Source organism: Anaerobacillus sp. QJM3NY_17 (assembly GCF_056173665.1).
Map to the genome: position 1 here is coordinate 3,097,319 of NZ_CM149685.1, position 14,855 is coordinate 3,112,173.

13 protein-coding genes are annotated in these 14,855 nt (G+C 39.2%); 3 read left to right on the forward strand and 10 right to left on the reverse strand.

The annotated features are described in order from the left end of the window. Window position 1: 1 nt before the first annotated feature. Window positions 2-1,717, reverse strand: a complete 1,716-nt coding sequence (acsA, locus tag AC0VYV_RS16210) for an acetate--CoA ligase (protein ID WP_430245888.1) — start codon at window positions 1,715-1,717, stop codon at window positions 2-4. A gap of 165 nt (window positions 1,718-1,882) precedes the next feature. On the opposite strand from acsA, the gene AC0VYV_RS16215 reads away from it, so the two are divergent. Genes AC0VYV_RS16215 through AC0VYV_RS16225 form a run of 3 tightly spaced genes read left to right on the forward strand, consistent with a single transcriptional unit; the run spans window position 1,883 to window position 4,330 of the window. After that, a complete protein-coding gene (locus tag AC0VYV_RS16215; RefSeq protein ID WP_194219253.1) occupies window positions 1,883-2,515 on the forward strand; it encodes a GNAT family N-acetyltransferase in 633 nt (210 codons plus the stop codon). A 22-nt stretch (window positions 2,516-2,537) separates the two neighbouring features. After that, window positions 2,538-3,185, forward strand: coding sequence for an acetoin utilization AcuB family protein (locus AC0VYV_RS16220; protein WP_430245890.1), 648 nt, complete (start codon window positions 2,538-2,540; stop codon window positions 3,183-3,185). Next, window positions 3,182-4,330: an acetoin utilization protein AcuC gene (locus AC0VYV_RS16225; protein WP_475365623.1), complete on the forward strand. Its 1,149-nt coding sequence runs from the start codon at window positions 3,182-3,184 to the stop codon at window positions 4,328-4,330. Before AC0VYV_RS16220 ends, AC0VYV_RS16225 begins: the two co-directional genes overlap by 4 nt. Window positions 4,331-4,357: 27 nt before the next feature. On the opposite strand, the gene ccpA is transcribed toward AC0VYV_RS16225, so the two are convergent. The 9 genes from ccpA to ytpR form a co-directional block, all read right to left on the reverse strand. After that, window positions 4,358-5,368: a catabolite control protein A gene (gene ccpA / locus AC0VYV_RS16230; protein WP_226614743.1), complete on the reverse strand. Its 1,011-nt coding sequence runs from the start codon at window positions 5,366-5,368 to the stop codon at window positions 4,358-4,360. A gap of 362 nt (window positions 5,369-5,730) precedes the next feature. Next, window positions 5,731-6,831 (reverse strand): bifunctional 3-deoxy-7-phosphoheptulonate synthase/chorismate mutase, encoded by a 1,101-nt coding sequence (locus AC0VYV_RS16235; protein ID WP_283153869.1) that lies wholly within the window; start codon window positions 6,829-6,831, stop codon window positions 5,731-5,733. A 142-nt stretch (window positions 6,832-6,973) separates the two neighbouring features. Beyond that, window positions 6,974-7,309, reverse strand: a complete 336-nt coding sequence (gene ytxJ, locus AC0VYV_RS16240; protein ID WP_194219248.1) for a bacillithiol system redox-active protein YtxJ — start codon at window positions 7,307-7,309, stop codon at window positions 6,974-6,976. A gap of 105 nt (window positions 7,310-7,414) precedes the next feature. Further along, window positions 7,415-7,831 carry a YtxH domain-containing protein gene (locus tag AC0VYV_RS16245; protein WP_194219247.1) on the reverse strand — a complete coding sequence of 139 codons (417 nt, stop codon included), beginning with the start codon at window positions 7,829-7,831 and terminating at the stop codon, window positions 7,415-7,417. A gap of 14 nt (window positions 7,832-7,845) precedes the next feature. Then, window positions 7,846-8,286: a DUF948 domain-containing protein gene (locus AC0VYV_RS16250; protein WP_194219246.1), complete on the reverse strand. Its 441-nt coding sequence runs from the start codon at window positions 8,284-8,286 to the stop codon at window positions 7,846-7,848. Window positions 8,287-8,511: 225 nt separating this feature from the next. After that, window positions 8,512-9,816 (reverse strand): UDP-N-acetylmuramate--L-alanine ligase, encoded by a 1,305-nt coding sequence (gene murC, locus AC0VYV_RS16255; protein ID WP_194219245.1) that lies wholly within the window; start codon window positions 9,814-9,816, stop codon window positions 8,512-8,514. Window positions 9,817-10,009: 193 nt separating this feature from the next. After that, the gene (locus AC0VYV_RS16260) at window positions 10,010-11,107 is read right to left on the reverse strand and encodes a nicotinate phosphoribosyltransferase (protein WP_430245897.1); all 1,098 of its coding nucleotides are present in this window, start codon (window positions 11,105-11,107) and stop codon (window positions 10,010-10,012) included. A 145-nt stretch (window positions 11,108-11,252) separates the two neighbouring features. Beyond that, a complete protein-coding gene (locus tag AC0VYV_RS16265) occupies window positions 11,253-14,039 on the reverse strand; it encodes a DNA translocase FtsK (protein WP_475373977.1) in 2,787 nt (928 codons plus the stop codon). A 195-nt stretch (window positions 14,040-14,234) separates the two neighbouring features. Beyond that, window positions 14,235-14,843 (reverse strand): YtpR family tRNA-binding protein, encoded by a 609-nt coding sequence (ytpR, locus tag AC0VYV_RS16270; protein WP_194219243.1) that lies wholly within the window; start codon window positions 14,841-14,843, stop codon window positions 14,235-14,237. Window positions 14,844-14,855: the final 12 nt, after the last annotated feature.

The window sequence follows — 14,855 nt, forward strand, 5'->3', positions numbered from 1 at the left end:
CCTAATCTTCCATTGTAGACAAATCGCCAGTTGGTAAATCCAGCTCCCACGCCTTTAATACGCGACGCATGATCTTACCACTTCTCGTTTTCGGAAGCTTATCTCTAAATTCGATTTCTCGAGGTGCTGCATGAGCTGCAAGTCCTTTTTTAACGAAATTTCTTATCTCTTCCATCAACTCATCAGACGGTTCATGACCATCTCTAAGTGAAATAAAGGCTTTAATAATTTCACCTCGCACAGGATCCGGTTTCCCAATCACCCCAGCTTCAGCAACAGCACTATGTTCGACTAGTTTACTTTCAACTTCAAATGGACCAACTCTTTCACCCGAAGTCATAATAACATCATCGACTCGCCCCTGGAACCAGAAGTATCCGTCCTCATCTTTATAAGCTGAATCACCAGATACGTACCAGTCTCCTTTTAAGAAATAGCTTTCATATTTTTCAGGACGATTCCAAATCGCTCGCATCATTGATGGCCAGCCTTTTTTAATCGCAAGGTTCCCCATTCGATTAGCAGGAAGTTCATTTCCTTGATCATCTACGATTGCTGCGTGCACGCCTGGAATTGGTTTGCCCATTGATCCTGGCTTTATTTCCATTGATGGATAATTACTGATTAGCTGAGCTCCCGTTTCTGTCATCCACCAGTTATCATGAATTCTCCGTTCAAGAACTTTGTTACCCCATTTAATAACCTCAGGATTTAATGGCTCTCCTACGCTTAGTACATGACGTAAAGATGAAAGTTCGAATTTCTTAACGATCTCATCTCCCGCACCCATAAGCATACGAAATGCAGTAGGAGCACTATACCATACAGTTACTTCATATTTTTCGATCGTACCGTACCAATCTTCTGGACTAAAACGACCACCACGAATGACGTTCGACGTTCCAGCAAGCCATGGAGCAAATATGCCATATGACGTCCCCGTTACCCAACCTGGATCAGCTGTACACCAGTAGACATCATCTTCTTTTAAGTCAAGTACCCATTTCGCCGTTTGATAGTGTTGTATCATCGCATTATGAACATGAAGTACGCCTTTCGGCTTACCAGTTGAACCTGATGTGTAATGGAGAATCATACCATCTTCACGGTCAACCCATTCTATTTTAAGCTTCTTTTCTGCTGATTCAAAATGCTTATAAAAGTCTATATAAGGACCTTCTTCTTTAACGTTATTTCCTACTAGCACAACACTTTCGAGATTAGGAAGCTCATCAACCGGAACGCGCTCAAGTAGCTCAGGTGTTGTAACAAGTACCTTTGCTTCACTATCCTCAAGACGATCCCTTACTGCACCTTCCATAAAGGCTTCAAAAAGTGGGCCAGCAATCGCACCTAACTTAAGCGTTCCGAGTAGAATGAAGTATAGCTCAGGAGATCTTGGCATGAAAATAAAGACCCTATCTCCTTTTTCGACATTCACTTTTTTTAGAACGTTACCTGCTTTGTTACTCATTGATTTCATCTCACTGTACGTATACTTCTCATCTCGTGTTGGGTCAGAAAAATAAAGAGCTACTTTGTTTTTACGATCGGACTCAGCGTGCCTATCGATTGCTTCGTAGGCCATATTGACATTACCTGTCTCACTCCAGGTAAATGTTTTCTCCACGTCTTTCCAATCAAAATTCTCATATGTAGCTTCATAATCCTGTAAATTATGATTACCCAATGTAGCAGAAAGCGGTTTCAATTCCATAAGTAATCTCCTCCTTCTCCTTCATGTCTTTCACTGATAGTATAACATAAATTCCTAATTTTTTAACAAATGACAAAACTTCAAAAAATAACATTGAAACCCCTTACATTTATCGCGTTTCATGTATAATAAGAACTGAGACCATTATTAAAAGGTGGTGACTAGATGGAACATCGTAAAACGTATAATGCAATCGAGAAGAACACCCCGCATGGAAAACTTATTATTGAAGGACCAATTACTCCAGATCGCCTGGCATCCTATCATTTACATAAGGACCTTGTCGCATTTCGCCCACCGGAACAACAGCATAAAGCACTGGTTGAAATAGCTGGTCTGCCTGAAGGCCGTATCATTGTGGCTAGGGAAAGAGAAACCATTGTAGGCTATGTCACATTTCTATATCCAGACCCACTTGAGCGTTGGTCAGAAGGCAATATGGAAGATTTAATTGAATTAGGAGCGATTGAAGTTATTCCAAAGTACCGTAATGCTAAAGTCGGCAAAAGCCTTCTCAAAACGTCATTTATGGACGATGCAATGAATGATTACATCGTCATAACTACCGAGTATTATTGGCATTGGGACCTTAAAGGAACAGGTTTATCAGTTTGGGATTATCGTAAAGTGATGGAGAAAATGATGAATGCAGGAGGTCTTGAGTGGTATGCAACGGATGATCCTGAAATAAGCTCTCATCCTGCAAATTGCTTAATGGCTAGAATTGGGACAAGAATTAACCAGGACTCTGTTCAAGCGTTTGATCGCCTGCGATTCCATAATCGCTTCATGTATTAAGATTGCAAAGGAGTGAGCCAAGTTGGTCATTGAAGAAATTATGAATCAAAATGTATTTTCACTTGAAGAGAACCAAACCATTGCGGATGCCATTAAAATGATGAGAGAAAAAAACATTCGCCATCTCCCTATCGTAAATAGCGAAGGGGAGCTCACTGGCATTATATCAGATCGAGATATTAAAGATGCTAGTCCATCAATTCTTGACTCAAATCCAAACAAGGAAGTGTTACAGTCTCCTCTTTCCTCTATTATGAAGAAAGACGTCATTACAGCTCACCCATTGGATTTTGTAGAAGAAATTTCTACGATCTTTTATGAGCAGCGCATTAGTTCGATTCCGATTGTTGAAAACCGAAAAGTAATCGGAATGGTTACTGAAACGGATATGTTACATACGTTAATCCTTTTGACAGGGGCACACCAGCCGAGTTCACATATTGAAGTACAGGTGGAAAATGTGTCAGGACAATTGGCCGATATTACCCAAATCATTAAAAAGCGCAATGTTAACATTATTAGCGTTCTAGTCTACCCGTGTAGTCACAATGAAAAATTCAAAAATATCGTTTTTCGAATACAAACGATGAATCCCACTTCCGTTGTAAACGATATTAAAAATGAAGGTTATGAGGTTCTCTGGCCAAATATGCCGGGTGTTCAAAAATGAAGTGCGACTCCCTTTTTGTATATTCCTCAGACTATTTAAATTATAAATTCAGTGACGATCATCCTTTCAATCATATACGTGTTAAGCTCACACAGGACTTGCTTACCGAAATAAATGCTTTAAATGATCAAGAAGTGGTCCCTCCTCGGATTGCAACCGATAGTGAGATTGCTCTTATTCATGACCCAGCCTACATAGAAGCTGTAAAAAAAGCTAGTAAAGGAAACCTTGCATCCTCTGTTGCAGCTAACTACGGTCTTGGAACAGAAGATACTCCAATCTTTCCGAACATGCATGAAGCTAGTGCTCTTATTGTTGGGGGAACGCTGACTGCAGTTGATGCAGTTATGACAGGAAAGTCTGATCATGCCCTTAACATAGGCGGAGGACTCCATCACGGTTTCCGAGGTAAAGCATCAGGCTTTTGCATCTATAATGACAGTTCAATCGCCATTGAATACATGAAACAAAAATACGGTGCAAAGGTCCTTTATGTTGATACTGACGCCCATCACGGAGACGGTGTGCAGTGGGCTTTTTACGACGACCCTGATGTTTGCACACTATCTATCCATGAAACGGGACGCTATTTATTTCCTGGAACAGGAAATATTAATGAGAAAGGTCAAGGAAAAGGATATGGGTTTTCATTTAATATTCCGATTGACGCTTTTACAGAGGACGAGTCATTTCAGGAAGTGTACGAGGATTCGTTTCGAAAAGTAATCGATTTTTTCAAGCCGGATGTAATCCTAACTCAAAATGGTGCAGATGCTCATTATTATGATCCGTTAACACATCTCTCTGTTTCCATGAAAAGCTATGAGTTCATTCCAAAACTAGCACACCAATTAGCTCATGAGTATTGTGATGGAAAATGGATTGCCGTTGGCGGGGGTGGTTACGATATCTGGCGTGTTGTACCACGCGCTTGGTCAAGAATTTGGTTAGAAATGAAAGGGCTATCAGTAGACGGTGCCCTACCAAAACAATGGATTGAAAGGTGGGCCCCACTCTCACCACTTTCTCTTCCAGAGAATTGGCATGATAAAGCTGATTTGTATGAGCCCATTCCAAGGAAACAGGAAATCACAGAAAAAAACAAACTAACTTGCGAACGAGCGCTTTATCAAATAGTAAATTAATAAAAAAACGAGCCTAGGCTCGTTTTTTTAATCTTGATTATGAGTAGTTGAATTACGATGTTGCAAACGGTGTGGTAAAACAACCGTTTGTTCTTCTACTGTTTCTTTATTCATTAATTTTGTAAGAAGACGCATGGCAACAGCACCAATATCGTACATAGGTTGAACAACGGTTGAAAGCGTTGGTCGAACCATCGTTGCTAGTCTTGTGTTATCAAATCCAACGACCTCGAAATCTTCCGGAACGTTATAACCGTTGTCCTGTGCAGCGTGAATAACGCCTAGTGCCATTTCATCCGTACCTGCAAAGATAGCTGTTGGCTTCTCATCTAGTTCAAGAAACCCTTCCATTGCTTCAATACCTGAGTCATACGTATAGTCGCCAATTGCAACGCAATCTTCATCAACTTTCATACCTGCATCCTCTAAAGCTGTTCGGTAACCAAGAAACTTTTCTTCACCGTTAATTGGATCTTCTAATGGACCACTAACAAGTCCAATTTTTTTATGATCTTTTTCAATAAAGCTAGTCACAAGCTCATATGCAGCTTTTTGATAATCAATGTTAACTGACGGAATCTCCTGGCCCTTTTCTAGGGTTGCTGCTAGAACAATCGGAACAGGTGAGCGCTTAAATTCTTCAACATGTTCTTCTGTAATTTTACCGCCCATAAACACAATTCCATCTACCTGTTTTCCAAGCATCGTATTTAGAAGATGAATTTCTTTTTCTTTATTTTGATCTGAGTTACTCAAGATAATATTATATTTGTACATTGTAGCAATATCCTCAATACCGCGAGCAAGCTCAGCAAAGAAAATACTCGAAATATCAGGGATGATAACTCCGACAGTCGTCGTTTTTTTACTAGCAAGACCTCTTGCTACAGCATTGGGACGGTATCCAAGTCTTTCAATCGCCTCTAATACCTTTTTTCTTGTTGCAGGCTTAACATTAGGGTTGCCATTCACAACCCTTGATACAGTTGCCATTGATACTCCTGCTTCTTTCGCTACGTCATAAATCGTTGTATTCACGATGATCCTCCTTCATGCTCTTACGGACTTTAATTTATTTAATGATACGATACTATCCGTTTGACTGCAAACCAAAACCTATATCGACTCACACTAATAAACCACTATTAGCTGTGAAACACCTGCTATTATGATTATGTAGGTTATTTCACAATTAGATACTGTATTAAAGATAGCATATTTAGTCGCTTTTTGCTTTATATAAGCGTAAATTTTCAAAGACTAAATCATAAATCTGTCGTATTTGCTTCCATCTTTATATATGATAACACTCTTACGTTCTTTTATTCCAATAGAACCCAAGCCACTTAGGAACATCAGGTTGAGGATTCATACATCATACACAGAAAAAAACCTTCTACTTATAAAGTAGAAGGCGCAGCTTTCGCTGGATTGAATAAACCACTTGCTTTTAGATCTTTAACAAATTGTTCGTATTGTGGAATATCTAACTGCTGAGCCGCATCGGAAAGAGCTACAGCTGGGTCTGGATGAACTTCCACCATGATACCGTCTGCTCCAATAGCTAGACCTGCTTTTGCTGCAGGGAATAGAAGATCTTTGCGTCCAGTTGAATGCGTTACGTCAACTAGAACTGGCAAATGAGTTTCCTGTTTAAGAATTGGAACTGCTGTAATATCCAACGTGTTTCTCGTTGCTTTTTCGTAAGTTCTAATTCCTCGTTCACAAAGCATTACTTGTGTATTACCGTTCGATACGATGTATTCTGCCGCATTAATGAATTCTTGAATTGTCGCAGATAAACCTCTTTTTAGAAGAACCGGCTTATCAACGGATCCTGCCGCTTTAAGTAACTCAAAGTTCTGCATGTTACGTGCTCCGATTTGAATTACATCAACGTACTTAACTGCTGTTTCAATATCTGCAGGGTTTACAATTTCACTGACTACAGCTAGATCGTACTCATCAGCAACTTGTTTAAGAATCTTTAATCCTTCTTCTCCAAGACCCTGGAAGTCGTATGGCGATGTACGTGGTTTGAAAGCTCCACCACGAAGCATTTTAAATCCTTGCTTCTTAACAGCCCTCGCTACTTCAGCAACTTGCTCATAGCTTTCAACAGCACAAGGTCCTGAAATAAGAACTTGCCCGCCATCTCCAACTTTTTCGCCTTTAATATCAATAACCGTATTATCGGGTTGGCGTTTTCTTGAAACTAAAAGCGCCTTACGATGATCGTCTTCCTGTAACTCAAGGCTTGCCTTAAAAATTTCCTTGAATATATGTTGAAGAGTGGAATTATCAAAAGGCCCACCATTTTTCTCTGTAAGCAAATCAAGCATCTTACGTTCCCGAACAGGGTCAAAACGATTAATCCCCTGTGCTTTCTTTACTCTACCTATCTCTTTCGCCACTTCAGCACGCTCATTAATTAAATCAAGCAGCTGCAGGTTAATCTCGTCTAATTTCTCTCTCAACTCATCAATTTGGATATTAGCCATAATATCTCCACTCCTATCTGTTTAAGTGATTAGGGTTATTATATACGATGAAAAATAAAATGTCACTACTTTTCTTTTAATTCTTAAACGCTTTTAAGCATTAAACCATGTCAGTGAAAGAAAAACGGCTTTATAAAGCCGTTTACTTTAAATATTTTTTCGCAGCATCCGATAACGAGGTATTAGTGATTCTCCAATGTGAATCATTCCATACAACCTCATTTTCATTAAACACTAGCGCTTGTGGCGACTGATGCTTTACTCCATATGAGTCAGCAATTTCAGTTGATAAAGGACGTGATTCCTGCACGTTCAAATAATACACGTCTTCTGACACACCCTCGGAAAACTTCTGAAATTCTTCAAAAGCTTGAGCACTTATTGGGCAAGTTGTACTATTTTTAAATAATAGAAATTGATTATTAGCTTCCTTGATGCGTTTGAAATCTTCTGATGTAGTTATTTTTGTAATGGCCATAAGTTTATCCCCCTTCAAATTGCTATAAATTCATTATAAAGAAGTTTACAGGAAATGAAAAAGAAGAAGCATTATGCTTCTTCTTTTTCATTTCTATATAACAAATTAGGACTTAGTAGGATTCTCCATTGAAGCTGGTTCTTCTTCAGAGAAATGATCGCTAAGATCCTGTTGGAAGCTCTCAACGTCAGCATCTGCCTGAGTATGCAGATCACTATTTTCTTCTGTTTCAAGATTACGATCTTTAATCTTTGAAACAATGTTATTCGATTGATCCGATACTTGCTTGTAAATTGTTGAAGATTTTTCTTTAGCACGGTTAGCAAAATCTGTGCTACGTTCTACTGCAGAATCACGGAATTGAGAAGTCTTTTCCTTCACTGCTCCAGCTTGTTGATTTAGATCACTTCTAAGTTCTTTACCTGATTTAGGTGCTGAAAGTAGTGCAGCCGCTGCTCCAACGATACCACCAATAAGTGAACCAATGATAAAATCTTTTGTGTTAATGTTGTTATCCGACATATAAATACCTCCTATTATTTTGAATCAACGTACTGATCTGTGGCTTTCTTCTTAACTTGCCATTTTTGCCATATTTGCATGGCAGCATTTCCCCACTGAACGACTTTTGTAACTTGTTCAGATTGACGCTCTGCCTCATCTGTTACTTTTCCAGAAATATTTCTTAATGAATGATTCATCTTTCCAAGTGATGTTCCAACTTCTTTTACTTGTACAAAAACAGTATCCAGAGCTTCAGATTTCCCCTGAATGTCTTCTGCAAGCAAATTAGTCTTATGTAACAGTGCAGTAGTTTCAGTTGTTAAACCATTCATTTGTTTTTCAAGGCTATCAAGTGTTTTCGCCGTATTACTCAGCGTATCCTTCAAGGATTTGAGAGTTTGGGCTACGAAATAAACAAGAACTGCAAATGCAATCGCAATAATAGCTACACTTAAATACAAAATAATCTCCATGTGCTGGCACCTCCCTTTTCTGAATCTCTTCCCTTCATTCCTCTTTCGTAAACACAAGTTTGTCATTTCACATACGAACGAAAAATGAGTCTACTTTACTACCCTACACCATAATTAATTCGTTACAAGTTTCATTATTCCTTTTTTAATTTTTTTTATAACATATTCTCATTCTTCTCTATCAGGAGAATAGTAAAAAAAAGAAGGCTCAAGGAGCCTTCTCGCTTAAATAGACGCTTTTTCGGTCTCATATGCTTCTTGATATTTCTGAATATCACCGGCTCCCATGAAAAGAAGTACTCCTTTATCATGGTCATTAAGCTGCTGAATGGAATCTTCAGAGATCATGTGAGCATTAGGGATTTTTTCAATCAGTTGATCAATCGATAACTGACCTGCATCTTCCCGTGCCGAACCAAAGATGTCGCATAAGTAAACAACATCTGCTTCTTTTAACACATCTGCAAATTCATTTAGGAACGTCTTTGTTCTTGTAAATGTGTGAGGTTGGAAAATGGCCACAACTTCACGATTTGGATACTTCTGATGTGCTGATTCTATAGTTGCTTTAATTTCAGTTGGATGATGCGCATAATCGTCAATTAGTACCTGGTTATCAACGACTTTTTCTGTAAATCTTCGCTTAACTCCTTTGAAGTTTGCAAGTTGAGCAGCTACTGCATCTCCTGAAAGATTTTCATAGTGACAAAGAGCAACGACAGATAAAGCATTCAGCACATTGTGTTTCCCGTACATCGGAATCTGGAATGTACGATAGTAATCATCACGAACATGAACATCAAATGTTGTCCCGTGTTCATCAATTTTAATATTGGTTGCCTGAAAATCGTTTTGATCATCAAAGCCGTAGAATACGACTGGTACTTTTGTTTGGATTTGCTGAAGGTAAGAATCATCACCATAAGCAATAATACCCTTCTTCACAAGCATTGCCATTTCCTGAAATGCCGAAAAGACATCATCAACATCTGAAAAATAATCTGGGTGATCAAAATCGATGTTTGTCATAATCGCATAATCAGGCTGGTAAGATAAAAAGTGACGACGGTATTCACATGCTTCAAACACAAAATACTGACTGTCCTTTACGCCTTTACCAGTACCATCTCCGATAAGATACGATGTCGGTTCTGCTGCCCCAACAACATGAGACAACAAACCAGTGGTTGATGTTTTACCATGAGAGCCTGTTACAGCAATACTAGTGAATTTTTGAATAAAATCTCCAAGGAATTTATGGTAGCGATAAACAGGAAGGTTCATTTCTCTTGCTCGCACTAACTCTTCATGCTGATCATCAAATGCATTGCCGGCGATAATAATCATATCTTCTTTAATATTTTCTTCTCCAAATGGAAGAATAGTAATACCTTTTTGTTCAAGAGCCTCCTGTGTAAAGAAACGTTTCTCTACGTCTGAACCCTGTACACTGTATCCTATATCGCTAAGGATTTGTGCTAGAGCGCTCATCCCGGATCCCTTAATGCCAACAAAGTGATATATAGTCATTTCAGAACCTCCACACTTTCATTTCTTCTCCGCGTAACCTTTTTTAGTATATGATGTCATTACAAGTATGCGCTGCTTTTCTTTTCAATACTACATTATAGCAGAAAAAGAGACAGGTCTCCAATATAATTCATCAAAGTAATTTGGCACTACGGGCGCAAAAAAGACAGGATTTTGTTCCTGTCTTTTTTGCTTATTCAACACGCTCTAAACGCGGGTTGTGTCGATATTTTCTGCCTGCTTTAGCTTCTGCTTTATCATCAAGAATGACATTATCTCCTGTAAATCCAATGTCTACTTTAAGCAAACTACTTCCAACACCATAAATATCAACAGGAACGTTTTGAGATTCAAACGTTCGAATTCTTTCTTCCGTAAAACCGCCGCTTACTACAATTTTCACATGCTCGAAGCCTTCTTTATCAAGGGCATCTCTAAGTGCAAAAATCAGTTCTGCATTAACCCCTCTTGGATCGAACGTCCCTAGAACATCAGGATTACGCCAAAAATACTGATCAACCATCGTACGAGAGGTATCAACTCGAACACCCTTCAACGTCTTGCCAAATTCCCTTGCTACACGTAATGAATCCGTAATAACATCATTATTGTAATCAACAAGAGAAATCAATTCATCTTCAGGGTATTTCGCATAATAAGCTTTTGATGCTTCAACAACATCACCTTTAAAAAGTTGAATTAAGGCATGAGGCATAGTTCCCATTCCTCTTTTTCCCCACCATTCATTCATCGCATGGGTTGCCTGTGCAGTAGACCCCCCTATATGAGAAGCATACCCGTCACCCGCTTGTTGAGTATAATGATCATCACGATCGCCCATGAAAATAACCGGTTTTTGGATACCTGATGATCGTGCTGCTTTCACTACATGATAAACATTCGTCGCGACGGATGTTCTTCTGCCCAGAATACCATCAATAATTCCTTCGAGAAAACCGAAGTTTTGATATGGCCCTTTAATTTTCAAAACCGTTTCAAATGGAGAGATTTTATCCCCATCCTTTAGCGACTCTATTTCAAGCGATTCAGGGTCCTTCGCAAAGGTTTTTATGAGTGCAATTGCTTCATCTGAACCACAAAGAACGGCATCATGTTTTTGAAAGAACTGCATTGTCACAATATTGTCCGGCTTGAACTCTTCCACAATTTCGCATGTCTTTAGGAAGTAAACAGCTGAAAACCAGCCTTCGCCTACACGCTCATCAAATTTAAAGGTTCGGTTCGTAAGCCTTTTTATTTTGCCTTGCATTTTAAGTTCAATTTCCTTCATAATGGGGCTCCTTCAAGTAGTTTCGTCATTCGAATGTGAGCTCTCTATGTTCAACCATTCACTTATCTGACTATAATTTAACATTAGCTTAACACTACTTATCATATAGAACCTGGCTCTATAAAACAAGTAGAAAAGATATGCACTATACGTGCATATCTTTTAGGAATGTTTCTTCAAAATCAGCTTTCGTCATTAAAATACTTCTAGGCTTGCTTCCCATAGCTTCAGATACTAATCCACGTTCTTCCATCATTTCAATTAGTCTTGCCGCTCGATTGAATCCTATTCGGAAACGACGTTGCAGTGCAGAAGAAGAAGCCTGACCTTGTTCAAGTGCCCACATGCACGCTTCCTCAAACAATTCATCTTCCTGATCATCGTACTGCTGCTTCTTCATTAAATCTTCTTTTTTGATCAAATAATTCGGCTTCCGCTGCTTACGTACGTAGGATGTCACTCGCTCAATTTCTTCGTCCGAAACAAAATTACCTTGCAATCGAACTGGTTTCGAGGATCCATTCTCCAAACAAAGCATATCGCCTTTTCCTAGAAGCTTCTCAGCGCCACTTGTATCAAGGATTGTTCTAGAATCAATTTGCGAAGATACAGAGAAAGCAATACGTGTAGGGATGTTCGCTTTAATAAGCCCTGTAATTACATCAACTGACGGTCTTTGCGTTGCCACTAGTAGATGAATCCCACAAGCTCTTGCTTTCTGTGCAATTCGACAAATCGCATCCTCAACGTCCTGTGGTGAAACCATCATTAGATCAGCGAGTTCATCAATCACAATGACAATGTATGGTAGTTTGTGCTGAGGTTCTCCGTGGTTTATCGCTCGCTCGTTATATCGCTTGATATCTCGAACACCAGCTGCCGCAAATTTCTCATAACGCTCTTCCATTTCATCCACTGCCCACTTTAAAGCAGTAGTAGCTTCTTTCACATCATTAATAACTGGTGTGACTAGATGTGGCAGGCCATTATATGGTGCAAGTTCTACCATTTTAGGATCAATTAACATCATCTTTACATCATTAGGATTTGCTTTAAGCAATAAGCTCACTAAGATCGAATTGATACATACACTCTTACCAGACCCTGTAGCACCCGCAATAAGACCATGAGGCATTTTTTGAATATCAGTTATTTTTGCTTCCCCAGCAATGTCAAAACCGAGCGCCGCATTTAATAGTGAACCTTCAGATTGGAATGCTCCACTTCGAACAATCTCCCGAATAAATACAGGCTTACTCGTAGGGTTTGGCACCTCAATTCCTATTGCATTCTTTCCAGGTATCGGTGCTTCCATTCTTATGTCTCTAGCTGCTAGACTTAATTTAATGTCATCACTTAAATTCGTAATCTTATTCACCTTAACTCCTGGACTTGGCTGCACTTCGAAACGGGTAACCGTCGGCCCCATTGTTGCCCCTACTACCTTAGCCTGTACATTAAAGTTTGAAAGGGTTAGCTCCAATAGTTCCCTTTGCTCTTCAAGCCACTGCTCGTCATTACCTTCATTGCGAGGAGGGATATCAAGAAGTGAAATAGGAGGAAGTTTATATTCTGCTCCACTGCCTGGTTTTTTTGTTAAATGACGTCGGTCATTCGCAAGCATCATTACATTGTAAGGAACCTGCGGCTTTGGTCGAGCGGAATCCCGTCCGGATTGTTCTTGAACATTTTTCTCCTTATGTTCAAGATGTTGAGACGACTCCTCAATTGATTCTTCTATTTGTTCTCGCTGAAACTGCTGTTCTACTTCGAGTTGATTAGATGGTTCTGGTTCTGGTTCTGGTTCTGGTTCTGGTTCTGGTTCTGGTTCTGGTTCTGGTTCTGGTTCTGGTGATTCTTCAATAGCTGTCTGTTCCTCATTTTGATTCTCAACAATAAAATCTTCATCTGAAATGATAAAGTCCTCTTCTATATCATCTGTCACTTCATAATCAGCAGTCCACTCTGATTTCTCTTCGTTTTCCTCTTCTAACATCTCGTTCTTTTGAAGGTCGTTTGTTTCTTCTAATGTTACATCTTCAGTGAGAGTTTCTATTTGCTCCCACTGTTTCTCAGGCTGACTGATTTCCAAATCGGCTTCACTAGATTGTTCACTCTCTTTTTCTGTCTCAAGAGGTAAGGAAGCATCGCTTTTAACTCCAAAGTTGTTCTTATCAGAAATGAAGACCTCTCTATTGTCTTCTCTTTCTTCTTCATTAACAATTGCCTTGCTTGTCGTTTCTTCTTTCACACTAACGGCTTCAGTCTCTTGCTGATCGACACCTTGAGTAACTTGATCTGAATCCGTCAGTATGCCGTTCCCTTCGCTTAGTGAATAAGGTTCAGGTTCCTGGATAAGTTTTTCAATTACGTCACTTTTATCGAGTGATGTATATCGATTGTTTGGATGCGATTTTTTTACTTCTTCTTCCATTTTTTCAGTAACAGGACGTTTGCTAAAACCATAAATAGGTGATGGGATTTGAGATGGTTTGAAATTCACACCTGAGAATTTTTTATTTGTTACTGAACCGTTGTTTTCTGAAAGCCCATCCCTCGTCGTTTTGCTGGAGGGGCCATCTTTCTTCGGAGAAGTGATGCTCTGATTACGATTCTCAGCCTTAGGTTTTTTCGTAGTAATCTGTTCACTTTGATGGCGTTGGACTTCTTTTCTCCCTTCTTTATTCTTTTGGTTATTTGAATGATCCGGAATAAGAGGGAATCGAAAGTTCCCTTCTCTTGGGTATTGGTGAACAATCCTTGCTTCATTCTTCCGATTCGCATTTTCCATCCGCCCAATGGAGTGTTTTCGATCAGGTCGGTCTTTTAACGATTTTGTTTCTTTAACATCTGTTTCCTTTCTTTGAGGTTCTTCTTCCTCATCAAGGTCAAATAATTTATTCCACGCTTTTTTTATCCAATTATTATCCAACTACTATCACCTTTTCTAATTAAGCCCTTTTAGGTCGATTTATTCTTCTATTTTATCGGAAACTCCCCTATCATTGTAAGGCTGTTTCTAAAATCTTTCGTAAAAAAAACAGGTTCTTCGTCTAAAACCGCAAAAATAGGTTCAATATTCCTTATTCCCAATTTTATAGAAAGAAAAAACCTACTAGAAAAATTTCTAGTAGGCCTTAAATTCCGTACCAATTTCATGATCCTCTGGAAGGACCAGAATCCCTTTCTCCTGAGGAGCATCTGGTAGTGCAAGTTCTTTTGCTGAGCAAATCATTCCAGTTGATTCAATTCCTCGCAAGCTCGCATCCTTTATGATCATACCAGAAGGCATGACGGCTCCAACCTTCGCAACGACCACCTTTTGCCCTTTGTCGACGTTTGGAGCACCACAAACGATTTGGAGCTTTTCTTGTCCTACGTTCACCTGACAAATATTTAATTTATCAGCATTCGGATGCTTTTCCATTTCCTCGACATAACCCACAACAAACTTAGGGGAAGCATCGTACACAAGCTCATCATCAAATCCGTTAGCTTGGATGGCCCGATTGACAGCATTAACAAGCTCTTCGCTTTCCTCAACGACACCTGAGCTTGTTAACTCCTGGATTTGTGAAAAATGAAATAGATTATAGCCAATAGTTTTATTCGTTTCTTTACTATAAATACGTGCAATATTCTCTTTGCGCTGAACTGCTTTATCTTCTCGTTCAGTACTTCCTAAAGTAACGATTAGAGTATCTCCAACGCCTTCTTTATTGTAAAACATGTTCATTGTCCATGTACT